Below are 24,955 nucleotides of genomic sequence, written 5' to 3' on the forward strand. Positions count from 1 at the left end.
CAGTTATAAAAGGCCTGTACAAGACGGCTGAGTTCTAGCCAGAACGCTTAATCGCCGCCGCACGGCACTGCCAACGAAAAGGATCACCGCATTATGGCAAAGCAGCCATCCGAAAAAGAAAGCAATAAGTCTGTTAAATCCTTCGAGCAATCCCTCTGGGATACGGCCGACAGGCTTCGTGGGAGTGTTGAATCCTCAGAATACAAGCACGTCGTGCTGTCGATGATTTTCCTTAAATTCATCAGCGACAAATTCGAGCAGCGCAAGCAGGAACTAATCAACGAAGGCCAGGGCGATTACGTGGGTATGGTGGAGTTTTACACCATGAAAAACGTGTTCTACCTACCGACCGAATCCCGTTGGGACTACATCGCCAAAAACGCAAAGCAGGATGATATTGCGGTCAAGATCGATACGGCGCTACATACTGTAGAGAAGAATAACAAATCCCTGCGTGGCGCTCTGCCGGATAACTACTTTTCCCGTCTAGGGCTTGATGTCAGTAAGCTCGCGGCGCTGATCGACTCCATCAACAACATTGATACCGTCACTGATAAAGAAAATGATGTTGTGGGTCGGGTGTATGAGTATTTCCTTGGCCACTTTGCTGCTACCGAGGGCAAGGGAGGAGGAGAGTTCTACACACCCAAATGCGTGGTCAATCTGATAGCCGAAATGATCGAACCCTATCAGGGCAAGATCTATGACCCATGCTGCGGTAGCGGCGGCATGTTTGTGCAGTCCGTAAAGTTTGTGGAAAACCACGAGGGCAACAAAAAAGACATCTCAATCTATGGCCAAGAGCAGACCAGCACTACCTACAAGCTGGCGAAAATGAACTTAGCCATTCGCGGCATTGCCACCAACCTGGGAGAAGTGCCCGCCGATACCTTTTTTAAGGATCAGCACCCGGATCTGAAAGCCGACTTCATCATGGCCAACCCGCCATTCAACTTGAAAGAGTGGCGTGGCCCGGACGAACTGACCGACGATCCACGCTGGGCCGGTTACGAGGTACCGCCTACCGGCAACGCCAACTACGCCTGGATACTGCATATGATCAGTAAGCTGTCCGAAAACGGCGTAGCGGGCTTTGTGCTGGCCAATGGTGCCATGAGTACCAACACAAAGGGTGAGGGCGAGATTCGCAAAAAAATTATCGAGAACGATCTTGTGGACTGCATGATCTCCTTACCGGGACAGCTGTTCTACACGACCCAGATTCCCGTCTGTCTATGGTTTCTCACCAAAAACAAAAAGGCCGCAGTCACCCCCGGCCATATTGAAAGCAACCACCGCAATCGCCAGGGCGAAACTTTGTTTATCAACGCCTGCAATATGGGCAGAATGATCGACCGCACCCACAAAGAACTCTCATCCGGTGACATCGCGGAAATAGCCCGCACCTACCACGCCTGGCGGGGTGAGGCGAAGGATGGCAACTACGAAGATGTGCCCGGCTTCTGCAAAGGTGCCACCTTGGACGACATCAAAGCCCATGACTATGTATTGACCCCCGGCCGCTATACAGGCGCCGCTGATGTAGAAGACGACGGCGAAGTTTTCGAAGAAAAAATGCGCGAGCTGAGCCAAACCCTTTATCAGCAGATGGCCGATTCGGAAAAGCTGGATGTGGCGATAAAGCGGAGCCTGGAGGAATTGGGTTATGGGGCGTGAGTGGAAAGAAGTTACTCTTGGGGAATTGTTCAACGTAAAACACGGGTTTGCGTTCAAAGGAGAACATTTCACGGATAAACCCACCAAAACCGTATGCGTCACCCCCGGAAATTTTTCAATAGGTGGAGGGTTTAAAAAACCAAAACCTAAATACTATGATGGGCCTGTGTCAGAAGAATACATTCTCCAGCCTGGTGACATTATTGTAACCATGACCGACCTAAGCAAACAGGCTGACACCTTAGGTTTGGCGGCGTCTATTCCAGATGATGGTATTGTTTGGCTGCATAATCAGCGAATAGGATTGCTTAAGTTTAAAACTACGCACGCTTGTCATCCCGAGTTTATTAATTATTTACTTCGAACCCACGGGTACCGGTCTTGGGTTGTTGGATCAGCTACAGGTACGACGGTTAAACACACATCGCCGAGTAGAATTCACTCTTATAGTTGCTTTATTCCCGCTTACGAAGAACAAAGAAGAATTGCAAATGTTCTCGGCGCCCTCGACGATAAAATTGAACTCAACCGCCAGATCAACACCACGTTGGAATCCATGACGCAGGCGCTGTTTAAAAGCTGGTTTGTGGATTTTGATCCTGTGATCGACAACGCTTTCGCCTCCGGCAACCGAATCCCCGACGAGTTGCAAGCCAAAGCTCAGCGTCGCGCAGCCCTAGGCGCCCTGCACCAGCCCCTACCAGCGGAGATTCGGCAGATCTTTCCCGCCAGCTTTGTATTTGATGAGGACATGGGCTGGCTGCCAGAGGGGTGGGGGAGTGAAAAGTTGGCTAAAGTTATCTCTCTGATAATCGATCATAGAGGTAAGACTCCAACTAAAATGGGCGGAAAGTGGAGTGATTCGGGGTATCCTGCTATCTCCGCAAAAAACGTAAAAGACGGAAAGATAATTCGAGAAGATGCAATTAAGTATGTCGACAAAGAGCTTTATAAAAAATGGATGAAGGAGCCTCTTAAAATTGGAGATGTGGCTTTAACATCAGAAGCCCCAATGGGTGAGCTATTTCTCTTCTCATCTTCTGTGGAGTATGTTTTAAGTCAACGGCTATTTGCTATTCGGGCAAATCCGGAATTTATATCTGGAAGCTATTTGTATTTTTGGTTAAATACGTCCGTGGCCAAGAGCGACATGAAAAATCGTTCTACGGGAACAACAGTGGTAGGTATTAGGCAGTCTGAGTTGCAAAAAGTTAAAGTTCTTACTCCAGGCTTGGAGGCGGTACTTGCCTTTGATAAGTACGCAGGGCCAATGCTGCAAAGCGTTGACAAAACCGAGCAAGAAATTTCTTCACTAATCAAGGTTCGGGACTCCCTTTTGCCCAAGCTCCTCTCCGGCCAAATCCAGGTCCCCGAATTCGAACAACAGCTCGCTGAGGTGATCTAGTAACATGACCAAGTTCACGGAAGATAAACTTGAACAGGCAATTATTGCCCTGCTAGAACATCAGGGCTATCCGCACCACTCTGGCGGCAGCCTGGAGCGCTACCCCACTGAGGCGTTGTTGAAGGACGACTTGCGAACTTTTCTGGCCAAACGATACGCCGGGGATGCCATTACAGCCGCTGAAATTGAAGTAGTGATTGGCCGCCTGGACAAGCTGCCAGCCGCCGACCTGTATGACAGCAACAAAGCCATTCATAAACTGGTGGCCGATGGCCTGCTGTTAAAGCGAGAGCCTTTAGTAGATCGCAAGCATCGCAGCCAGAAAGATCTGTATATTCAGCTGATCGACTATTCGGACCCACTGGAGCAGTGTATCCCTGGTGAGAACGAAGGGGATACAGTGATAGCGGAGCAGGTGCCCCCCTATCGCGACGATAATATCTACCGTCTAGTGAATCAGTTGGAGATCGAGGGTAAAGAGAAGCGCATCCCCGATGCCATACTTTATATCAATGGCTTGCCGCTGGTGGTGTTTGAGTTCAAGAGTGCCATCCGCGAAAACTCCACCATTTATGATGCCTGGAAGCAGCTGACTACTCGGTACGCCCGCGACATTCCTGAGCTGATGAAGTACAACGCACTGTGCATTATCAGTGATGGGGTGAATTCTCGCATGGGCTCACTGTTTGCCCCATATGACTTCTACTACACCTGGCGCAAGGTTACCGGCAACGAGGATATTAGTCAGGACGGCATCAATGCGCTGCATACGATGATTCAAGGCCTATTTGACAAGGCCCGTCTGCGGGAAGTAATCCGCCACTTTATCTATTTTCCGGATGTCTCGAAGGCCGGATCCAAGATTGTCTGCCGATACCCCCAGTTTTACGCCGCCAACAAGCTGTATCAGAACATTCTCAGGCATCGCAAGCCGGAAGGAGATGGCAAGGGTGGTACCTACTTTGGTGCTACCGGCTGTGGTAAGAGCTTTACCATGTTGTTTCTGACGCGCTTATTGATGAAAAGCGTGGAGTTTGCCAGCCCCACTATTGTGCTAGTTACCGATCGCACCGATCTAGACGACCAGCTTTCGGTTCAGTTTACTAACGCGAAAGGTTACGTCGGCGACAATACCGTGGTCAGTGTGGAAAACAGGGCGCACCTGCGCGAACTGCTGAAAGGTCGCAACAGCGGTGGTGTATTTCTAACCACCATCCACAAGTTCACCGAAGACACCGAACTGCTCACTGGACGCAGCAATGTGATCTGTATCAGTGACGAAGCCCACCGCAGCCAGGTCAATTTGGACCAGAAGGTGCGAGTAACTGAAAGTGGCGTCAAGCGCACCTTTGGCTTTGCCAAGTACCTGCATGACTCTTTGCCCAACGCTACCTATGTGGGATTTACTGGTACCCCCATTGACGCAACCTTGGATGTATTTGGTGAGGTGGTGGACAGCTACACCATGACCGAATCGGTGAAGGACGAGATTACCGTGCGCATCGTTTACGAAGGCCGGGCAGCCAAGGTAATTTTAGATAACGACAAGCTGAAGGAGATTGAGGGTTACTATGCCAAGTGCGAGGAGCAGGGGGCCAGTGACTACCAAGTAGAGGAGAGCAAAAAGGCCAGTGCCAAAATGAACGCTATTCTCGGTGACCCGGACCGCATTAAGGCCCTGTCCATCGATTTTGTGCATCATTACGAAAAGCGCATTGAAGAAGGCGCTACGATTAAAGGTAAGGCCATGTTCGTATGCAGCAGCCGCGAGATTGCCTACGACTTCTGGCAGCAGGTGGTGTCTTTGCGTCCTCAGTGGAACGAGGTGCTGATCGCTGAGGAAGGCGCCCACCTGAGCGAACAGGAAAGAAAAGAGCTCAAGCCGATGGAGCGGATCAAGATGATTATGACCCGCGGCAAGGATGACGAAAAAGAGCTCTACGAGATGCTGGGCACACAGGAGTATCGCAAAGAGCTGGACCGGCAATTCAAAAACGCCAAGTCAAATTTTAAGATCGCCATTGTTGTGGATATGTGGCTTACCGGCTTTGATGTGCCGTTTTTGGATAGTATCTATATCGACAAGCCCATACAGCGTCACAACTTGATCCAGACCATTTCGCGAGTAAACCGCAAATTCGAGGGCAAAGAGAAAGGACTGGTGGTGGACTACATTGGCATCAAAAAACAGATGAACCTTGCCCTTGCTCATTACAACAAAGCTGATCAGCAGAATATAGAGGAAATCGCCCAATCGGTGATTGTTGTGAAAGACCACCTCGACCTGCTTGGCAAGATGTTCTACAAGTTTGATACCAAGCCTTACTTCGATGGTGGCCCGCTTGAACAACTCACTTGCCTCAATATGGCTGCTGAGTTCGTGCAGATCACAGACAAGATCGAAAAACGGTTTATGGCACTGGTGAAGCGCCTTAAGGCTGCCTACGACATCTGCTGCGGATCAGAGTCTATCCACCAAACCGAACGGGATCTAATTCACTTCTATTTGGCGGTGCGCTCCATCGTTTTCAAACTGACCAAAGGTGACGCGCCGGACATCGCTCAGATGAACGCCCGAGTACGGGAAATGATCGCTGAGGCTCTCAAAGCTGATGGGGTAGAGGAAATCTTCAAATTGGGGGATGTCGACTCTGTAGCGATGGATATTTTCGATGATGACTACCTAGCCAAAATCGAAAAGATAAAACTTCCAAACACCAGGATTAAGCTACTGCAAAGGCTACTCGCCCAAGCCATTGATGACTTCAGAAAGATCAATAAAACGAAGGGGGTGGATTTTGCCAAAAAGTTCCGCAAGCTAGTCGATCACTACAATGAGCGTAAGGAAGATGACGTACTAGTAAGTAAGGTACTGGAGGATTTTTCCGATGAAATTATCGATCTGATCCAGGCCCTAAAAAAGGAGAAGGAGTCTTTCGCTGACTTGGGTATAGACCTGGCTGAGAAAGCTTTCTATGACATTCTCCAGCAACTTGCTGTCAAATACGACTTTAGCTATCCAGATGAAAAGCTGCTGGAGCTGGCTAAATCTGTGAAGGGCGTGGTGGACGACAAAGCTAAATATACCGACTGGAACCAGCGCGATGATATCAAAGCTGAACTGAAGGTGGACCTGATTCTGGTGCTAGCCAAATTTGGCTACCCACCGGTGGACAGGGATGAGGTGTACAAGGAGATTTTTGAGCAAGCTGAGAATTTCAAGAAGTACCTGAAGGCGGATTAATGCTGATAAACAGCAGGTTTACAACAAACAAAAGATACTGCTTGTTAATTTGGGACTAATCATAAACCTGTTGAGCCATATCCGCTGGCTCGACAGGTTTTCTCTACTGATTTTTTGTCACGCAGTCGATTTGCCTAGCCACAGAGGTTTTTGCCAGCGAAGCATCTAATGTTTTTAACGACCTATGCGCTTGATAGCCTCGGTTATCGACTTCTTCCTAAAAAAGTATCAGGTCGTGGTGGTGGCCTTGAACGATGTGTCGGAAGCCTTCCAGTTCTTCGACTCGCAGAATGCGCGGGGCAGGGATCTTAATACGCAGCTACTCCATATAGGGGTAGCTGGCCACTGTGTCGATGTTTACGCCCTTGAACAAGTCGCTGTCATCCTTGCTGAAGTAGCGTGCCGAAACCCCTTTCGACCCAGGCTGTGTGAAAACGCGCTAAATACGTCGAAAACTGAGAGTCGCGAGGCGAGCCTGTGGAATCAGCAGGCGAAAGCGCGAGTAGCCCTAGTGAAAAAGCCGAAAGACTTGCTTGAGTACGTGATCGTCCACGAAATGATTCACCTGCTTGAACCCACCCACAATGAACGCTTTATTGCGATCCTCGGGGAGCATTTTCCAACCTAGCGCGAGGCCCGCGCCGAGTTGAATGAGTTGCCGCTGGCGGCTGAGGTTTGAAAAGAGTGAGGCTGTTCAAACCCTCACAGAAGCGCTCTACAGCCGTCAGCGAAAGCACTTCCAATCCTTCTTATTTCTTGGATCTTTATAAACCGGAAAGACAGTCCACGTTTTTCGCAGAGCCAGTTATCTGTGGAAGTCGACCACCAAGGCCTTTGGTGATGGCGGCGACGGTATCGGCAGTAGCCGACGCTGAGTAATAGCGATCAATGCAAAAAAAAAGTGACTGAGAGGGGGGGCTGCCCTGGCATTAGCCAAGGGCTGGACTACCCCCGCTCCCGTAGACATTTTCCAGCCTCAAAGTGAGGCACTTTCAAAGGCTTCAGGACTGACGCCGCCCAGGTGACTGTGACGACGCGTTCGGTTGTAAAACGCCTCAATGTAATCGAATACGTCGGCACGGGCCATGTCCCGGGTTTTGTAGATCCTCTTGCGGATGCGTTCTTTTTTCAGGCTACTGAAAAAAGACTCAGCCACGGCATTGTCCCAGCAGTTTCCTCGGCGGCTCATACTCGGCTCAAGGTGGTTGGCCAGACAAAAACGTTTCCAGTCATCGCTACCATATTGGCTACCCTGGTCCGAATGCACGATGACTCTGGTTTTGGGTTTACGGCGCCATACCGCCATGAGCAGCGCGTCCAGCGCCAGCTCCTTGCCTAGCGTTGGCTTCATTGACCAGCCGACCACCTTGCGAGCGTAGAGATCCAGTACGACAGCCAGATATAGCCATCCCTGCCACGTTCGGATGTAAGTGATATCGGTCACCCAAGCCTTATTAGGGGCATCGACAGTGAAGGCCCGGTTAAGTCGATTGGGGGCAATGATCGATGGTCTGCCTTTGATTGCGCGCGGGGCTTTATAGCCTCTGAGCGCCTTGATTTTATTGGTGCGCATCAGTGCCGCGACACGGTGCTTGCCGCAACTTTCTCCAGCCTCGCGCAAGTCAGCAAACACCCGCCGTGCGCCATACACACCTCGACTGGCCGCATAGGAGTCGCGGATCAGCCCTAACAGCCGACCATTCTCTTTTTCGCGGTCAGAAACAGGCTTGTGTAGCCATTGATAGAACCCGGCACGAGCAACTTGCAAAACCCGGCACAGCGTAGTGATCGCGTATTGATGCCGATGCTCGTTCATAAAGCGGTATTTCACTCGGGTTCCCTGGCGAAGTACCGCGCTGCTTTTTTAATATGTCGCGCTCTTCTTCCAAGCGTCGCATTTGGGCTCGCAGCCGCAAAATCTCGCTTTTAGCTTCGAGCAACTCGCTGGCCTGTTTCTCGGTTTTGTCAGGCGTCACGGCTTGGACCCATTTGTAGAGGCTGTGGGTCGAAACGCCGGGGCGCTCGGCTGTTTCCGCAACGGAGTATCCGCGTTCAATGACTTGCCTGACGGCTTCTGCCTTGAATTACGGCGTGAATCGTTGGGTGCTCATAAACTTCCTCCTATGCTCAAAGCATAGGCTGGAGATGTCTACGATGCCGGGGGCAGTCCACATTCTCGGTTTCACCGTCCATCAACTCAGGGGCACCGCGTAATCGGCTCAATACAAAGTCCCGGTACTCGCGGTTTTTTTCGCAGTAGGCACGCACATGCCAGCGCATGCCTGTGTAGACCAGCGTATGCGGCGCGATGGTTCGCCCTTCAGGCTTGGGGCTGTTCAGTGAAACGTAGTCGATGTCCAGGCGCAGATGCTCCCGGCAAGCCTTGAGCAGGGGGCGAAGTATCTCAGCCTTGATCGAGCGATCAGGCACCTCCAACACTTTGGTATGGGCGTAGGCCAACGCCAGCCCCTCGACGTGAGGCGCTCGGGCATTGTTCTGGTAAAGGAGGTGCAGGTAAGCGCTGGCACTGTCGTCGATGAACAGAGGCTTGAACTGTTTGCTCGGCACGTAACCCTTGATCTGTCGATCATATGTAAGGTTTTTGGGCGCATGCTCGGTGATGTAGGTGTTGATGTCCTTGGATGCCTGCTGACGGCTGATGCCGAAGCTCTGCATCAAGTGCACCGTTGTCAGCCGGCCTTCCCACCATGCGACGGTTTCGATCAGTCGGTAGCGAAGGGCGAGGTCCCAACGGACCTGCTCGATGGTTTGCTTGCGTTTCATGTCGCCTCCATGTGAGTGAATACTTTACCTGTATAAGTCTACATTCTAGACGTGTCGCTTAACGCTACATATCGTGACTCTGGCAAGTTTGGAGTTGACGACATGAGGGACATGTTTATGGATGGTTGGGATTGGACGGCGTCGGTAGCGATGCTGATGCTGTTGATGATCCTGCTGATGCTTTTGGTGCAGTATCTGCAGACTAACAAAGCCTGGAGATTGCTCGAGCATTGGCATGCGACCACGAAGGAGCGCCAGCAGTGGCTGAGCTGGCACGCCGAAGAGAATCGCGAGTTGAAATCGGCGCTTCGGGCGGAGAAGGCTCATGTGGAGCAGTTGCAGCGCAAGGTGGAGATTCTGCAGGCTTTGCTGCCTTAGGTGTGAGGCACGAGGGCCTTGGTGCAAGGCCCCGTGATTTGGCTCCAATACGGTCGTCAGGAGTAGCCCAAGCTTGGTGATGGGCCAGGAGCCAGTGTCACTGGCTGGATTCTCCTGAGAGGTGGTGTAACTTCGCATGCAAATAGTTAGCAGAGACGATATTGGGCGCGGTGGCCCGACTCAACAATAAGGGGCATGACCGGTGGCGGTAGATCTGAAGGATAACGTAAATCTGAAGGCAGCCTGTGAGGCGGTATTGGCTCACAATCGTGAACTGCCCTGGTATCAGAGCTGGCTGAAAAAGCTGTCGGAGTTCCTTCTTAAAGTACAAGACGCTGATCAGGAAGAGTTTTGTAGTACCGAGTTTCAAGAGCAGTTGTGGGAAAGTGAAGTCATTACAAGAACGGGGATGGGCACGGTCAATGTGGCAAAGGTGATCGCCGATCCTAGCGTCGCCGAATACCTTTGGAGTATTCGTGCATCGCTTAAATCGGGGGGTGTTCAGCTTTATGATCAGGTACTCGCGGAAGGCTGGCGCGAGGTGAATCAACGTGTTGCTCCTCCTCTTGTGGGACGCAATCCGAGGCTTAAAAAGTATCGTCTTTTTGCAGCGTTGTGCCCGACTGAACTGACAACCATCGCTCATTACCCGAAGTTGCGTACTTTGGCGTCGCTGATTGGTGTAGGAAGCAAGGAGCGTGGGCTTTCGTTGCATCGGACTGTGCTTGAGCGCCTGGACGAGGCTTTGGGGGCGCAAGAACAAGGACTATCAATACCGACGCTGGAGCGCATGACTCTGCCTTGGCTGCTCTACATGAAATTCGTGAAGGAGCAGGAAACCGAGGTCACGGAAATCGCTGACCCCGTTACGGGCCAGGAACGCTTGAATCCTTTACCTGCTGAGCGCCGACGTCGCGGCATGCTCGCCATTGGTGGTGGTATCGCGACCATCAGGGCCATCATTGAGTTCGCCAAAGAGGGATGCAAGCGGGAAGACTTGGTAGAGCACATGCGCTCGATCAACCCAAGCCACGCGACTTCGAGTATCCGAACACAACTCAATTCACTGATTGCGGAATGGGGTGTTCTGCGGGCCCAAGGCGACGAAATCCATCTGACACCGCGAGGTGAGGGACTGCTGGATTCTGGCGAGCCTGATGAAGTTTCGGACTGGTTGCTGACCCGCGTTCTCGGGTTTGATCACATGCTCTATGCATTGCGCAGCGGCCCAATATCCGTCAGCGCATTGAATGACGCGTTGAGAAAGGTAAACCCCGGGTGGACCAGCGATCGAGCATTGACCAGTCTGACCTTTTGGCTGCGTGCCCTGCAATTGGTTGAAACCCGTGCAGACAAACTGCTGTACCTGACCGAGTTCGGTGAAACCTGGGCAGCGCAAATCCACTGGGAGCCCCAATCACTGACTCCAGACGCCGGAATCGTTTCAACCAGCGTGGCGGCATCCAGTGAACAATCTGCGCCGTTCGAGCGACCGTCGCTGGAAACCATCCAGCGTAGTTTTCCCGCGGATATCGTCTTTCCGATCAGCCTGGTTGCTCGGCTTGACGCCGGACTCTGGAGCCATCCGCGCCGTCACTTCGCCCTACTCACCGGTCTCAGCGGCGCCGGAAAGACTGTACTGGCTCGGGGATATGCGCTTGCTTTGCACGAGGGGCAGACCAATCCGGCTGAGGGCTTGCTTACAGTCCCCGTCCAGCCAGGCTGGCATGATCCCTCCTGCCTGCTGGGTTACGTCAATCCATTGAGTAACGAGAGCTACGTACGCACGGCATTTGTCGATTTCCTGATCAGGGCCAGTGCCGACTCCGAGCGTCCGTACACGGTCGTGCTCGACGAAATGAACCTGTCGCACCCGGAGCAATATTTGGCTCCATTGCTTTCAGCCATGGAGACAGGTGGCCACATTGACCTCCATGCTCAGGGCAATGACATCAGCGGCGTGCCTCCGACCATCGCGTACCCGAGTAACCTAGTGATCATTGGCACCGTGAATATGGATGAAACGACACATGGCCTGAGCGACAAGGTGCTCGACCGGGCGGCAGTGATCGAATTCTGGGACATCGATGTTGAAGCGTTCCCCGGCTGGAAGACCAGTGCTTTACCTGAGGCGCAAATTACCAAGGTCCGTGACACGCTCAAGGGGCTGGTCAAGGCCCTGCGCCCGGCACGTCAGCATTTCGGCTGGCGGACTGTCCACGATGTTATTGGCTACATCGAGCAGGCCAAGCGCGGCGGTGTGATTGACTTTGATGCGGCACTGGATCAAGCCATCTACGCCAAAGTCCTGCCCAAGCTGCGCGGGGAAGACACACCTCGGATTCAGGCGGCCTTCGCAGACAGCCGTACCTTGTTGCGGGATATGAAACTGGCGGATTCGGCAACTAAAGTCGGCGAGTTGCAGGATGATTTGCGCGCTCTGGGTTCCGCCCGGTTCTGGCGCTGAAACATGGCGATTATCCGATGCATTAATAAACAAGGCAGCACTTTCACGGTCAGCCCCGAAGCGTTGGTTTCGGGGTTCACGGAGAGCGGCACTTATTATTTCGAGATTGTCCCCGAGTCGCGTCTGTTCGTTGATGATGAGCCGTTGGAGCGCGTGCGCCATGAGGCATTTGACGCGTGGCGATGGGAGCCGGGTTTCTATGCGGGCAAAGTCATCGCTGAGTTGGTTGATACCAGCGGCAAAGTCGTAGCGAGCTACCACTTTGATGTGGCTCCCGATCAAAACAAGCTCGGCGAGGTTTCGTTTGCCGCGATGCTCGACGAGCTTCTCGCCTTCGATACACGTTTGCTGCTGGGCAACGAATACGCCCAGTTGGAGGTGGGTCATGAAGGTCGAACCAGCAACCCGCACCTGCAATATGCCCGGCTGAAACGTTATGGTCCGGCGTTGTTGTCGGCGTTTATCGAAGTCTTGCGCAAGCCGCTGACACAGTTGCACCGGGAGCGCACCTTACGGCCAACGCACCAATTGCGCCGTATTGATCGCCAGACCCTGCGACGTGCCTTGCAGGACCCGGCGGCGACGGCGTTGCTCCGTAATCCCGAACAGGCCAGTGCCGGCTCTGAGGGGCTGTACTTTGATGTGCCCACTGTGTTTGAAGACCTGGATAATCCGGCCAATCAGGCGTTAGCCGTTGTCCTTGGTAAAGCCCTGCGACGCAGTCGTTACGTCATTGCTGCCTTGCAAAAGATCATTGATGGGGAGGGCGACACGGGGGCTCGCTCCGCGTTGGCCCCTCGGCTTGGGCGGCGGATTGAGTTCCTCGAAGGCTTGTACAGTGACCTTCGCAGGATTCAACGCACTGAACCGTTCTGCTCCCTGCGTCAGCCTCGAATTTCCGCTGCCGGGCTTAACGCTATTTCCGCTCATCCCGCTTACGCTCGGGCTTATCGTCATGGTTGGTACGTGCTGCGTCCTGGCATTGACGGCAGTCGCGAGGGAGAGCGCTTGTGGATCAGTCCGACGTGGGAAATATACGAGCGTTGGTGCTACCTCCAGGTGGTGGCCATCATGAAGTCGATCTATCCCGACTTGCAGTGGCATGATCTTTGGCCCGACTCACGCATGGACGTCGTGCGCTGTGAAGGAAGGAGTTCCGACGTACAGGTCAATGTCTTGCTACAGGTACGCTGCCCAGCGTTCGATCAGCCAGCCAGCCACGGCTTCTCCAGCATTTCCGGGAAGCGCTACCCCGACATTGTGGTCACCGTGGAAAGCCCGGCGGGGAACTCGTTCATTGTGATGGACGCCAAGTACCGGGTTGAGCGCAGGTGGGTGCTGGAGGGCATGGTGTCTGCGCACTTGTACCGGGATTGCTTGCGCTGGAAGGGCCGCAAACCGGATTTATCGATATTGCTGGTGCCTCGCGCGGGAGGTGCTCCGTTGTTGGAGACGCTGACATACCAGGAAGCCCATGGTGTTGGCGTCGCGGTGTTGAGCGTTGAACACAATGGATTGCAAGCGGTGTTAAAACCCTTTGTGCCGGGCTGCACAGATTCAGAATCAGCGGCGCTTTCCGCCGATGGATCCTCCGGTCACGACACGTCTTGTCGCGCGGCTCCTACAGGCTCGCCTCATCAGCAGGACGAAGGGTTCACACCGTTCCGAACCGCTTTAGTCAGGCAACCATAAGGGACCGCAGCATGAAAAATCTGTTCGCTGTTATTGGCGTCATCGTCGTTATGAAAAAGGGCTACGAGTTCTTCCGTGAATACACTGAGATGAAACAGGAACTGGACAAACGCGCCGGTCATTCGGCCTGACGCAGTGCAGCGTCGACGACGCCATATGCTCTACAACTGGAAGGTTATCTCTATGCCTTGGCCGCCCCATCCCTTCACATTCACTTGCTCCCAATGTCACTGGCATAAAACAACGGTGCCACTCAGCGATGCCCTGCGTGAGGGGATCGACTGGTTTTCCAACTGCCCTTCATGCCGACACAGCGCATTGGATGTCCGGCCGGCTACCCGGCTGGAAATCTTCAAGGCCAGGCTGGCGCGACCGTTTCGCTAGAACAGGCAAGGTGCATTGATCCGCCAGGACCTCCTGGCGAATTACACCAGGCTCGCCTTGCCTTCCTCATGGCCATACGCTGCAGCCGCGCGCCGCAATGTGTCTCCCATCTGCTGGCGCAACTGCGACGGTTCCTGCACGACCAACGAATCACCCAAAGACAAAATCCACCAGTGCAGCTGCCAGGTATTGTTGACGGTCGCCTGCACCTGAAAACCATCCGACAGCGCCTCCAGCACCATGTCCGTGCTCAAGGGCGTTTCACGAATCATCCTTGCCTGGTGTTCGCTCACCCAGGCCTTGAGCCGGATCTTCTCCGGTTTGCCAAACTGCAAGGCGTCGGTGGCCAGGTAGGTTTGCAGTTCGAACGTCTCCAGCCCTTGGCACGGAGTTTCGAGTACCGTTACCGCGCGAAAGCGATGCACCGCGAACTGACGGACATCGGTATAGGGCGCAGCGGTGGCGATGAGATAGGTGATCAGCCCACGCTGGACAATCGCCAGGGGGTTGAGAGTCAGTTCACTGAGTTTGTCGGTGTGTGCCGAATAGTACTGACAATGGACTTGCTGTTCGCTGATCAGGGCGTGTTGCAGTGCTTCCAGCGTTTCTGCCTGGATTTCCGGCGCTCGAAGATTGAAATCCGGTCGAACGCTCGCCACTTTGTCGGGCCAGCGGGCAGCGGGGTTGCCGTCTTCGAGGCCTTTGAGTTTTTGCCGGGCATGTTCGAAACGCGGTTCCAGCACGCTCAACATGCTGCCCGGAAGGAGCGGGCGCACGGCATCTTCGACCAGCGCCAGACTTACGGCTTCAGTCAAGGTGATGCCCTGCAACTCGACGCTCACGCCCGGCTTCCAATACCAACCGAAGGGCGTTCCTCCATCGTTGCACTGCAACGGAAACACCAGGGACAGGTCACGCAGGTCGCGCTCGATGCTGCGGCGGCTGATGGAGTAGCCTGCGGTCGTCAGGCGGGTCAGCAGCTCACTCACTGTGATACCAGGGGCGCGTTTGGGAAGCTGTTGCAACAACTCCCATTGACGACTCAACGCGGTATGGGTCTTGGCTGATGGCAAGAGAAATCATCCTTGTAATATTGAAGCTGGCCTGTGGCTAGCGGATTTGCCGCGTTGTCTTCCTATCGGCGACAACCCGGCAACCTTTAGTCTGGTTAATGTATGAAACCGATTGGGCGCTGTTGCCCGGCAGATTTGAGTCGGCACTCGGCCAGCAACGCCCCCGCCAGCTCGTCGGCACTGGCGAATGGCTTGAAACGCCCTCGGCGCGCCACTGCCGCAAAGTCACCCGGGGTCAGATGCGCCTCACCTCGCAAGCGATTGGCTGCGCTGTGCTGTGGGTCTTTCAAGGCCAGCGCTTTCAAGTGTGCGGCAAACAACGCCTGGGCCTGGGCGGTGACCAGGTAACCGAAATGCACCTTCAGATCGAAGCGCCGCAAGGAAGCCTCGTCCAGGTCTCGGATCAGGTTGGTCGAAGCAATGAACAGCCCTTGATAGCTCTCCATTTGCGTGAGCATTTCATTGACCGCAGTCACCTCCCAGCTCTGCCGCGCCTTGCGCCGGTCCTGCAAAAAACTGTCGACTTCATCGAGTAGCAGCACTGCATCTTCCTGCTGCGCGCGCTCGAAGGCGCCCGCCAGATTCTGCTCCGTCATTCCGACATAGGGTGAAACCAGGTCGGAGACGCGCTTGACCATCAACGGCTTGCCCAACTCTTGCGCCAGCCATTGGCCAAAGGCAGTTTTACCGGTGCCTGGCGGACCGTAGAAGCACAGGCGTGCCTGGGGATGGACACGTAGTCCGTCAACCAGGCCGTCAAGAGCATGGTCTGCGTTGATCCATTGCGGAGAGTAGAAGGTGGGCAAGCTGCTACCGCCGTCATGTTGCAGCTTCTCGAGACCCTGTGCTTTCAACGTTCCGTCGACGATGCAACGGATCGTCGTGTCCAGCGTCTTGCTCGCGCGGTTTCCTACGCTGCGGCCTACTCGCACGGCTCGCTCCAGCACCGCCGGTGTCACCTGTTCATGGGCACTGAGATGCTCTATCAACTGATCACTCAACTTGCCCCCGCCACACTCACGGAGCATCTGCTTGCGCTGCGCCAAGGGCGGGTTGGGGATCTCGATCACTAGATCGAAGCGACGTATATGTGCAGCGTCGATAGCCTCAATGCTATTGCTCAACCAGAAACACGGCAGCGCATTCTCCTCCAGCATGCGATTGATCCAACCCTTCTGCGAGCGACTATGAGCGTCGGTGCTGGCGGTTTGAAAGATGTCTTCGATCTCATCCAGTACGAGCAGGGCCCGTTGCGAGCGCAGCACGCTATTGGCCGCGCGCAGGGAGCACAGACGCTGTTTTGCATGCACGGGGTCGCCATCGCTGTCCGTGCAGGCCACTTCATAAAGCGCGCTGCTCAGGCTCTTTGCGAGCAGTCGACTGAGCTGAGTCTTGCCGGTGCCTGGCGGACCATAAAGCAGAATGTTCACGCCTTGACGGCCCTGTGCCAAGGCTTTGGCCAAGTAGCGTTCGGCGATGTTCAGTGGCTGTTTGATGTGTCGGTAGTGCTCCAGGCTCAGGCTGCCTGGCGGACTCAGGCGGAAGGCATAAGCAAACAAATCCAGTGATGTGCCTTTGCTGAATCGCAGCAGGCCGGGAAGCTCCTGATTACTTACCGATAACATCGAACTCAGTGCTGTTGAGGCGCGGGAATTGCTCCCCACCTCCAGCAAGCCTGCCTGGATCAGGGGGCTATTACTCGCCAGGCAGGCCTCGACCTCGGGGAGTTGCAGGCCCAACAATACCGCGAGGACTTTCATGGCACGGTTGAATCCCACCATGCCCAACTGATCGGTAGCATCACAGAGCACCGGGTCGATATGCATCAGTATGCTGAAACCCAGTACCCGCAACTCTGTCTCTTCCAGTCCCAACAATGTCCCCAATGCCTCCAGATTGCTCCCCAGGCGATCCGGGTAGGGTGTATCCGGATTGCTTGCCTCGAAAGCGCGAGCGGCTCGACGCAGGGCCGACAAGGCCTGCGGTGGGCTGTACTCGTCTCGGTCTACCCATTTGGCCAGGCCAACCTCACGGGCCAGATCATCATCGTTGAACCCGTGTCGACTGATTAAATTCCGATGCCCCCCCAGGTCCAGCAGCAGTTGGAAACTCCACTTCAGCGAGAGTGCACAAGTGTCGGCAGCGCGGCGGCTGTCGTGGGCGAAGGGGGTGAGTCGGGTACCCATGCTGAATCTCCTGATGCTGTGGAGGAGGCAGGATGGGATGAGGGCTGGTCAGAATGCGTCGTGGTAACAGTGGTCAGTGAGTGTTCAGGCTCGACACAATCTGTCGTGCCTGACTCTTAGTCTGGAATCCACAAAATGGACCAGAGAGGGATGAGCAATGCTGAAGAACGTGCTGGCAACAGTGGGTCTAGTCGTGGTGCTCAAAAAGAGCTTTGATCTGTACCAGAAGTACAAGCAAATGGAACGAGAGAACGATATTTGGCGTAAGGCAGCCACTGGCGGGGATTGATTCCCTTTCCACTCAAGCCTGCACGACCGGATAGCATGCGTCCCCCCAGAGCGTGTCGGGATTTTCCAGCATCAGATGGATGATTAACGGCACCAACTTGCCAAGCAGCTTCCCGCAATCGCGCAATTGTGGTCGGTTGATACTGCTATCCCAGGTCGCACCGCCGTGCATGATCTGATTGCGCAAGGTGTAGATGCGATTGAACAGCACCGCGAGTACATCGGCAGTATCGCGTTGTGCCAGAGCGGACTGTGCTCTGCGTCGGCCGTCGGCGAAACGTTCGCTCCATTGTTGCTCGGTGATCTTGCCATTCTGGTGATCCCAGAAGCTCTGAAAAACGTATGGGTTATCCAGCAGCACACGGATGCTTCCGGAAAACTCGGACCATACCAGCGTCTCTATCTGCCGCTCGCGGTCTAGATCGCAAAGCTTGCGCAGAAAGGCACGGAAGGTTTCCTGTTCGGATAACCGATAGTTCTCGTCGATGTCAGTTGCGTAGGCGGCGTTGAAGGCAATCCACAGGAAAACGAAACGACCGTCGGGATCATCAGCTTGTTCGGCGCGTTGCAACCAGCTCAAGGACCGATGTACACGCAATGTCAGGTTGACGTGATGGTTGTCGCGTTCAAGTCGGTGACGCGCCTTGAGGGTTTGGTAATCCATGAGATTGACTCTTCAGGAGAGATGGAATGGGGTGTGTCATGGTTTGTGGCCATGCCATGACGCTGACGGTTGCACCTGTTTATGCTGAAGCCTTACCCCAAGCGGGACCTGTAGTAAGGCTTCCCGGTCAGATCAGGAAAACCACTGCTTCAGTGTTTCCTTCGCCTTGGTCACGTGTTCTGCCTTGATATGAGTAGCGGTCGCTGCCAACGCTGCGCACAACACGCCGATGTCGTCGGTGTAGCCCACGATTGGCGTGATGTCGGGGATGACGTCGATCGGAGAGATGAAATAGCCGAGCGCACCATAAATGGTGGTTTTTGCCCAGGTGGGCGTGTCTGAGTCGGTTGCGGCGTAGTACATCTTCAGTGCGGGTTCTAGTGCCGCCTCGCCAGCGGACTTCGCATAGTTTTTAACTTTGTCCCAGAACGAGTCGTCTGAGTAATCCTTTTCAAATGCGTTGTCTGACATGGGTTTCTCTCTACGGTCATTGGTTTTGACGAGGGTTGTGTGATCAAGATGGACGGTGAAGTGGCTTTCGCCAAACCCGCCTCTATACCTCTGTTTCGGGCACTTCCGCAGTCAGCCGGACGGCATCGCTGAAGTCCTCGAACAGACGTCGTGACTCCTTGAGCCAGCGCTCCAATGGTGCTGTATCCAGTTTGCTGTCGAGTTTGTCGATGGGGCCGAGCATTCGCTCATAAACATCCTTGCCACCGATTTCCAGGCTGTCGAGTCGTAGTCCGTTGATGGCGGTTTTTTGTGCACGCATCGCGCTGATATCTGCCTGAATGGCATCGTCATACATCGAGAAAACTTCGCGCAGTCGCCCATCGAGGTGTTCCCGCGCATCACCTTGTAGGTTGATCCGGGAGAAATACTCCAGAAGTGGCACGTCTCGATAAGCCACTTCGTTGCGCAGGGTGGAGCTGTACGCACTGATCCCGACAACCGCAATTCCCTCGGATTGCAGGATGTCCTGGACCTCATCCATGACGTACTCGATGTCGTCTTCGGACTTGAGGTCGGCCTTGGTCAGAACGACATAGACCGACCGCTGCTCGACGCCAATCTGTTGGATAAAGTCCAGGTCTGAGTCAGGCACCGTGCCGTTGGAGTCGAGGCCGATCAGCCAGATGATCGCGTCGGACTGCTGCGCAAACTGGATGGCAGTGCGTTTGTCACCCTGGCTGTGTTCGGCCGCCGTCGCCGGTGGGTTGTAGCCGGGCGTATCGATGAAGCAAATGTTGCTGAAGTAGTCAGGGTTCATCTGAACACCCACGCACATGAACGGCATCAGGCTCTTCAAGTCGAAACTGAACGAGTTGATGAAGGCATGGGAGATGCTTTTGTAGAAGTCCACATCCAGTTTGATATGGCCACCGTTCGCGGAGTACCCGCGAATCATCCGTTCATCAGTCGCCAGCACGTAGCTGGGGATAGCGGTGACTGGCTGCATACCGACCGCCAGGCGCACCTCGGGGTCACGGATGAAACTGTTGATGAACTCGGACTTGCCGCTGCTGAAGCCACCGACAATGCCGACGATGGTGCGCTCATGAACGTCTGGAAAGCCTACGAGCAAGGCCAGTTCCTGCTGGATCGACTGCAACATTGTGAGGGCCTTGGCTTCGGCGGCCAGGGACGATTCATTGTCTGCGAACACCATGTAATCGTTCGCCAACAACTCTCTGAAACGGGCCAGGCCAGCGCTTTCCCGAGGGCGAGCCGCGAGCAGCCGGGAGATGAGCTGGAAGCGCGTCCAGGTGTCCCCGTGGCGTTGATTCAACGCCTGAAATTCGTTTGCCAACTGAACGTGCTGTTGTTGTTCCTCTTCATGGATCTGTTGCAGTGTTTCGTGCTCCTTGATGCTGGCTTGCAGTTCCAGGCGAGTCTGTTCCAGTGTCTGCTCAAGGGCCTGGCGTTGCGACTCTACGGCATCGCGCTCCTGTTCCAGTCGGGCATGTTGCATCGACAGGTTGTCGAAGCGTTCGCGGGCCTGCTCCTGGTCGCGCTGATGCTGGTCGATGGCCTCTTCGAGCGACTGCTGCACGCCTTCGAGTATCTGCAGGGTGGTGGTCAGCTCGGCAGCGGTGCTGGCCTGGCGCTCGATCAGTTGTCCATGTTCCGCTGTCAGGGTTTCAAGGCGCTTCAGGGTGTTCTGGTGTTCTTGGCTCAGCGCTTCATGACGCTCATCTGCCGCCTTGAGCGCTTCGGCACAGGCTTGCAGTTCAAGGCGCGCTTGCCCGAGGTTTTGCTCGAGGACCTGGCGAGCGTCCTCAATGCTGTTCCGTTCCTGCACCAGTTGCGCATGCCGCGTCGACAAGGTGTCGAAGCGCAGCCGCGCGGTCTGCTGAGCGTGCATATGCTGAGTATTGGCCTGTTCCAGCGATTGCTGCACCCCTTGCAAGGCTTGCCGGGTGTCGGTCAGCTCGGCGGCGGTGCTGGCCTGGCGCTCGGTCAGTTGTCCATGGTCGGCAGTCAGTGCCTCAAGACGCGCCACTGTGCTCTGATATTCGCGGGTCAACGCATCGTGCTGATCATCCGCAGCCTGGAGTGTTTCGACCACACCGTCACGCAGCAGCTTGCGACGCCGAATGAACAATTGGCCGAGTTTATCCAGTTGGGTCATCAGCGCCGGAGGAAACAATTCAGTCTTCATGCCGCCTCCAGGTCCTTGGCCATGCGTTGCAGGCGGTCTAGGGTCAGAAGTGCATTGCCGACCTGTTCTTCCAGCTGTTCCATGCGCGCATGCATATCCTGGAAAAAAGCATTGCCGTAGGAGGATGGAAGCTTTTCAGTAACGTCACTCTTCAAATGACGGATCTGTTGTTTGGCCTGTCCCTTGAGGGCCTCCAGAAGATGTCGGGCATCGTCAAGAAACTTGCGTGCCTCCTCGCCCAGCAGATGACTTCCGGTACCTTTCAGCTTGCGCAAGTCGGAGCTGTTGAGCTCAAAGACGGGAAGCTCCAGACGTGCCACCAGGCCTTGGTTGGTCCGTATGATCAATGCAGCGTCCAGATCCTCGCCAAGATGACGTCTGGCGACCTTGGTCGACTCCTTGATGAGTTCTTCGCGGAATTGTTCGGTCAGCGATTTACTAGCGATTTTCAGGGTGCCTGCCAAGCCTTCGGCGAACTCCTCCAGCTCGTTGTGTACCTTGCGCCAGAACAACTTGAATACGGTGTAGTGACGGGTTTCAAGACCACCACCCCAAAGCCAGTTGGCAGTTTTTGCAGCGAAGCTGTCGCGGACTTCCTCCCTTTTCTCGGTTTTTTCGTCGATTGAAGATTCTACTGCCGTCTGGGCGGAGCCGTAGGCTTTCTCAAGTTTTTTGGAAAGAACATCATCTAACTGTGTGCGAAACTCAGCGACACATTTGTTCAGTACTCCATCGAGCTCAAATGTGCCCACTGCCATGATGCTGTCCAGCTTGCGCCTCTGAGCCTTCAGCTCCTCAACATCGGCATTGCGGACTTCCTGATATTTGGCCTGGGTAAAGTTCAGTAAGTCGGCCCGGAACGCTTCAAGCGCCGAGGATTTGGCGCGAATGAGTTCTTCTCGCCGATCTTCGATAATGCGGTCCTTCTGCACGCGGACATTGTCCAGCACCGCCCGCAGAGCGTCGGTATTGGCCAGCAAGTCGAGATTGCCGCGGCAGCGCTCGGCATGCTCTGGCGTGAAGAAGTCCGGGTAATTCGCTTGAAGGTTTTCCCACGCCTTCTGCTCGCCACTGTCCCATTCGTTTTGTTGGTCAAAACGTACCGAAAGGCTGTGGCACATGCCTGAGGTATGCAGGACCTTGCCGGCGCCTTTGTCAATTAAATTGTCGAAAGTCGCACCGATCTCCGGATGCTGGACCTTCAAGCGTTGCAGGGTATCGACCATGTGCACGCTGAGCGTCTGGGTGATCTTGTCCAGCGATCCCTGAAGCGTGGGTTGGCGCGTGTCGCTGCCATACAGCTGGTTATCGACCTGGCTGGCGATCAACACCAGTTCCTGGATACCCTCTTTCTGGGTGATCCGGCTCATCATCTCGATGTCCTGCTCACTGAGAAACTGGCCGGCAGGGCTGACGATAAAGACCACATCGCAATTCTTGAGCAGGGCTGTCGTGCGTTCCTCGCGAGACTGCACAGGGTCGTTCAAGCCTGGGGTGTCAATGATGCGCACGTTACGCAATGAGTCCAGCGGCAGGAAGATATCGACGCTTTTAGTCAACGGCATGTAGTTGCCGCCGACGCCGACATAGTCCAGCAACTTGTCGGCTAATGACAGAGCATCAGTTGCCTGCAGGCGGCCCAGACTGTCGAGGGATTTGAAATCTACATTGGAGCTGCGAATGCTCTGCCACTGGTCATGGGCAGCCGCCAGCGCATGTTCGCCTTGCAGGGCTCGCCGGGCAGTTTTCTCGACGTCGGCATGGAACTGCTCGTCTTCTACGTGTCGGCCACTGCGCTGACGACGCTGGCTTAGCGTTTCGTAGGCGTGAGACTTTTCTTCGCGAAGTCGTTGCTCGTAACGCAGGGCGTTTTGCTCGATATTTTCCCGGTCAGCCGCGCTGTAGAACTGAACCTCGGCACCAAAGGTGTCGCCATGGGTCAGGGTGGTCAGCGCAGCGGTCATCGGGGTGGCGGCCCTGGGCAGAATCGCATGACCGTCGAAGATCAGGGCGTTGAGCAATGAAGACTTGCCGGCCTTGACTCGACCCACGACGCCGATCTGCAGCAAACGATTCTCTTCGGCCAGTTTGCTGAAGGCCTTATTCAGGTCCTCGGTCCGGTCGATGGCATGCTTGCGTAGCCATTGAGCGATGTCTTTTTCCAGCTCCGGGTTGTACTTTTCCATCCATTGATGGAGGCGTTGGTTCAGATCCAGGACGTGCTGTGCGTTCATTGCTGCGACTCGTAGAGGGCTTGTTTGGCGAGTTGTTGCAGTTGTTCTCTGGCGTGGGTCAGCAGCGCGATCTGATGCTCGGCCGCCTCGGCATCGTGATTGCGGCTGGCGACCAGTTCATCAATGAGCTTCTGCTTTTCACCGATTTCGCGCTCGAACTCCACGCTGACTTGGGTTACCAGCACTTCCATCTGTTCGGCGAGCAGGACCGGCAGTCGATCCCGCAACTCGCGTTTAACCGAAGGAATGATTTCATTGGTCACTTTCTGGCGGAGTTGGTCACGCTGACGCCCCTCATTAAGGAAGGACAGAATCTGCGGAAGAAAGATGATGGCCAGTTCGATCAGTGGATTGACTACCGACGTAGTGACTGCCAGCACGGTGGCCAGGCCTTGATAGCTCACTTTGGGTAGCGGGTTTCCGTCCTTCCAGCCACTTTCTTGTTTCAGTCTTTCCAGTTCGTTTGTATTGCGCGTGGCCAGCGATTCGCTCCAGTTGCCCAGGGCCTCTCCGGTTTTTTGCAGGGTGCGGTTGATCCTGTCGGTGATCTGGTCCAGCCAGTTGGGATCACTGCTGAACTGGCCCATGCTCTTGCCAAGGTCACCCACGGCTTGCGCAAAGTCGGTGACAACGGAGCGACTGAGAATGTCCATCTGCTCCTTAATGGTGCGGGTCATCGAGCTTCGGACCACTTCGGATACGATCCGCGAAAAAGCTTCCTGATTACCCGACAGACCGGCGCTGACCAGCTCCGACTGTGCGTTATCAAGTTCACGGCCGACCGCGTTGAGGCAGCTGTCGACGGCGCGGTCCAGTTGCCTGTCGCGCAGGTCTTCAAGAATACCGTCGCGTTTGCGCTCGATCTGCCGAATGCCATTGGCCAGTTCGCTCAAGGCATATTCATTTTCGGCTTGGTTCTTTTTCAGCGAGGTTAGCGCAAGGTTGATCTGGTTAAGCAGTGAATGGGTCAGGTCCTTCAGTCGATCCTCAAACACCTGGCGAACGATTTGTTCGGGTTGCAGACGAGCAAGCACTTCGCCCAATTGGACATCACCGTCGAGTCCCACCTTGACCAGGGGACGCGTGTCGACAAAGTTGATCCGGATCTGCTCGTCGACCAGTTCCGCCACTTCCTGTACTTGCTCGTCCGAGCGCAAGTTGACCTTGTTCAGCAGGAAGGTGAAATCACGCTCATAGGTCTGCAGGTCATCCAGTTGACGCAACATCGACTGAGTGATGTTGCCGTCTTCCACGCTAGTTACCACGATGAAGTGCACGCCACGGGGCAGGTAATACGCGATCGCTTTGTTGTGGTTGGCCAATGAGGAGCCGAACCCCGGCATGTCAACCAGCACCAGCGAGGGTGAAGCTTTGAGTCGCGGATTATCCAGGTACAACTGAAGGTGAGTGAATTCGTTGGCGCGAGTCTTGATACCGGCAAGAGCGCTGACGTCCAGGCGTTCACTGCTGCCATCCAGGCGAATGGCCAGGAGATGCGGGTCATTGCTGTAGCGCAACTCAGTGGCCAACTCAGTTTCGGGAGTCAGGCCTATACCCAGGGCGTTTTCGCCAAGGAAAGCATTCAGCAAGCTGCTCTTGCCAGCGCTGAACGCACCAATGACGGGGACGAGCAGTTCGGTATGTTCGATATCGTTCTGCAGCCGTGTCACCTCATCGGGCTGGATCGAGGTTTCTACAATGAGCGGCAGAATGGATTTCAGATAGTTGAGGTAAGTGCTTTGGGTTTTCAACATGATCAGTACGAATCCTTACGTATATCAAAAACGTTTATGGGCATCGTTGTGGGGGAGGGGCTC

At 54.7% G+C, this 24,955-nt stretch carries 16 protein-coding genes and 1 pseudogene; 8 read left to right on the top strand and 9 right to left on the bottom strand.

Features of this window, described 5'->3' with window-relative positions; all coding sequences use genetic code 11:
* Nucleotides 1–93: 93 nt before the first annotated feature.
* The 4 genes from ACP7E3_RS22010 (at nt 94) to ACP7E3_RS22025 (ending at nt 6,954) form a co-directional block, all read left to right on the top strand.
* The gene (locus ACP7E3_RS22010) at nt 94–1,677 is read left to right on the top strand and encodes an N-6 DNA methylase (RefSeq protein WP_426124356.1); all 1,584 of its coding nucleotides are present in this window, start codon (nt 94–96) and stop codon (nt 1,675–1,677) included.
* Entirely contained in the window at nt 1,667–3,082 is a 1,416-nt protein-coding gene (locus ACP7E3_RS22015; protein ID WP_426124358.1) for a restriction endonuclease subunit S, read from the top strand. Before ACP7E3_RS22010 ends, ACP7E3_RS22015 begins: the two co-directional genes overlap by 11 nt.
* Before the next feature lie 4 nt (nt 3,083–3,086).
* Nucleotides 3,087–6,326, top strand: a complete 3,240-nt coding sequence (locus ACP7E3_RS22020) for a type I restriction endonuclease subunit R (RefSeq protein ID WP_426124360.1) — start codon at nt 3,087–3,089, stop codon at nt 6,324–6,326.
* 184 nt (nt 6,327–6,510) lie between these two features.
* Complete coding sequence (locus ACP7E3_RS22025; protein WP_426124362.1) at nt 6,511–6,954, top strand: M48 family metallopeptidase; 444 nt, start codon at nt 6,511–6,513, stop codon at nt 6,952–6,954.
* A gap of 348 nt (nt 6,955–7,302) precedes the next feature.
* Here the strand turns inward: ACP7E3_RS22025 and ACP7E3_RS22030 are convergent.
* Both ACP7E3_RS22030 and ACP7E3_RS22035 read right to left on the bottom strand, forming a co-directional pair.
* A protein-coding gene (locus ACP7E3_RS22030) for an IS3 family transposase (protein ID WP_426124423.1) occupies nt 7,303–8,383 on the bottom strand; the annotation gives its coding sequence in 2 pieces (ribosomal slippage) (nt 7,303–8,185 and nt 8,184–8,383; 1,083 coding nt in all).
* Nucleotides 8,384–8,498: 115 nt separating this feature from the next.
* Nucleotides 8,499–9,110 (bottom strand): annotated as a pseudogene (locus ACP7E3_RS22035) (helix-turn-helix transcriptional regulator); the annotation flags it as partial.
* A gap of 102 nt (nt 9,111–9,212) precedes the next feature.
* On the opposite strand from ACP7E3_RS22035, the gene ACP7E3_RS22040 reads away from it, so the two are divergent.
* The 3 genes from ACP7E3_RS22040 to ACP7E3_RS22050 all read left to right on the top strand — a co-directional run bounded on the left by ACP7E3_RS22040 (nt 9,213) and on the right by ACP7E3_RS22050 (nt 13,647).
* A complete protein-coding gene (locus ACP7E3_RS22040) occupies nt 9,213–9,488 on the top strand; it encodes a hypothetical protein (protein WP_426124364.1) in 276 nt (91 codons plus the stop codon).
* A 202-nt stretch (nt 9,489–9,690) separates the two neighbouring features.
* Nucleotides 9,691–11,955: an McrB family protein gene (locus ACP7E3_RS22045; protein ID WP_426124366.1), complete on the top strand. Its 2,265-nt coding sequence runs from the start codon at nt 9,691–9,693 to the stop codon at nt 11,953–11,955.
* Between the two features lie 3 nt (nt 11,956–11,958).
* The gene (locus tag ACP7E3_RS22050; protein ID WP_426124368.1) at nt 11,959–13,647 is read left to right on the top strand and encodes a nuclease domain-containing protein; all 1,689 of its coding nucleotides are present in this window, start codon (nt 11,959–11,961) and stop codon (nt 13,645–13,647) included.
* A 425-nt stretch (nt 13,648–14,072) separates the two neighbouring features.
* Here the strand turns inward: ACP7E3_RS22050 and ACP7E3_RS22055 are convergent, their stop codons facing one another.
* Entirely contained in the window at nt 14,073–15,104 is a 1,032-nt protein-coding gene (locus ACP7E3_RS22055; RefSeq protein WP_058410001.1) for a helix-turn-helix transcriptional regulator, read from the bottom strand.
* A 95-nt stretch (nt 15,105–15,199) separates the two neighbouring features.
* Entirely contained in the window at nt 15,200–17,290 is a 2,091-nt protein-coding gene (locus tag ACP7E3_RS22060) for an AAA family ATPase (protein WP_426124371.1), read from the bottom strand.
* A gap of 157 nt (nt 17,291–17,447) precedes the next feature.
* Here ACP7E3_RS22060 and ACP7E3_RS22065 point away from each other — a divergent pair, with 157 nt between their 5' ends.
* Nucleotides 17,448–17,579 carry a hypothetical protein gene (locus ACP7E3_RS22065; RefSeq protein WP_265068627.1) on the top strand — a complete coding sequence of 44 codons (132 nt, stop codon included), beginning with the start codon at nt 17,448–17,450 and terminating at the stop codon, nt 17,577–17,579.
* 12 nt (nt 17,580–17,591) lie between these two features.
* On the opposite strand, the gene ACP7E3_RS22070 is transcribed toward ACP7E3_RS22065, so the two are convergent.
* From ACP7E3_RS22070 to ACP7E3_RS22090, 5 genes are all read right to left on the bottom strand, one after another.
* A complete protein-coding gene (locus ACP7E3_RS22070; RefSeq protein ID WP_080520242.1) occupies nt 17,592–18,242 on the bottom strand; it encodes a HEPN domain-containing protein in 651 nt (216 codons plus the stop codon).
* 132 nt (nt 18,243–18,374) lie between these two features.
* Nucleotides 18,375–18,713: a YkvA family protein gene (locus tag ACP7E3_RS22075; RefSeq protein WP_130910758.1), complete on the bottom strand. Its 339-nt coding sequence runs from the start codon at nt 18,711–18,713 to the stop codon at nt 18,375–18,377.
* Between the two features lie 82 nt (nt 18,714–18,795).
* A complete protein-coding gene (locus tag ACP7E3_RS22080) occupies nt 18,796–20,904 on the bottom strand; it encodes a dynamin family protein (RefSeq protein ID WP_426124374.1) in 2,109 nt (702 codons plus the stop codon).
* Nucleotides 20,901–23,138: a dynamin family protein gene (locus ACP7E3_RS22085; protein WP_426124376.1), complete on the bottom strand. Its 2,238-nt coding sequence runs from the start codon at nt 23,136–23,138 to the stop codon at nt 20,901–20,903. Before ACP7E3_RS22085 ends, ACP7E3_RS22080 begins: the two co-directional genes overlap by 4 nt.
* Nucleotides 23,135–24,889: a dynamin family protein gene (locus tag ACP7E3_RS22090; protein WP_426124378.1), complete on the bottom strand. Its 1,755-nt coding sequence runs from the start codon at nt 24,887–24,889 to the stop codon at nt 23,135–23,137. Before ACP7E3_RS22090 ends, ACP7E3_RS22085 begins: the two co-directional genes overlap by 4 nt.
* Nucleotides 24,890–24,955: the final 66 nt, after the last annotated feature.

It is taken from the genome of Pseudomonas sp. PSPC2-3 (assembly GCF_049898265.1).
Taxonomy (GTDB): domain Bacteria; phylum Pseudomonadota; class Gammaproteobacteria; order Pseudomonadales; family Pseudomonadaceae; genus Aquipseudomonas; species Aquipseudomonas veronii.

Coding starts and splice junctions, on each gene's coding strand:
- ACP7E3_RS22040 (WP_426124364.1), top strand. CDS start 9,213: ATGAGGGACATGTTTATGGATGGTTGGGATTGGACGGCGTCGGTAGCG.
- ACP7E3_RS22025 (WP_426124362.1), top strand. CDS start 6,511: ATGCGCTTGATAGCCTCGGTTATCGACTTCTTCCTAAAAAAGTATCAG.
- ACP7E3_RS22050 (WP_426124368.1), top strand. CDS start 11,959: ATGGCGATTATCCGATGCATTAATAAACAAGGCAGCACTTTCACGGTC.
- ACP7E3_RS22075 (WP_130910758.1), bottom strand. CDS start 18,713: ATGTCAGACAACGCATTTGAAAAGGATTACTCAGACGACTCGTTCTGG.
- ACP7E3_RS22015 (WP_426124358.1), top strand. CDS start 1,667: ATGGGGCGTGAGTGGAAAGAAGTTACTCTTGGGGAATTGTTCAACGTA.
- ACP7E3_RS22080 (WP_426124374.1), bottom strand. CDS start 20,904: ATGAAGACTGAATTGTTTCCTCCGGCGCTGATGACCCAACTGGATAAA.
- ACP7E3_RS22020 (WP_426124360.1), top strand. CDS start 3,087: ATGACCAAGTTCACGGAAGATAAACTTGAACAGGCAATTATTGCCCTG.
- ACP7E3_RS22085 (WP_426124376.1), bottom strand. CDS start 23,138: ATGAACGCACAGCACGTCCTGGATCTGAACCAACGCCTCCATCAATGG.
- ACP7E3_RS22065 (WP_265068627.1), top strand. CDS start 17,448: ATGCTGAAGAACGTGCTGGCAACAGTGGGTCTAGTCGTGGTGCTCAAA.
- ACP7E3_RS22010 (WP_426124356.1), top strand. CDS start 94: ATGGCAAAGCAGCCATCCGAAAAAGAAAGCAATAAGTCTGTTAAATCC.
- ACP7E3_RS22070 (WP_080520242.1), bottom strand. CDS start 18,242: ATGGATTACCAAACCCTCAAGGCGCGTCACCGACTTGAACGCGACAAC.
- ACP7E3_RS22060 (WP_426124371.1), bottom strand. CDS start 17,290: ATGGGTACCCGACTCACCCCCTTCGCCCACGACAGCCGCCGCGCTGCC.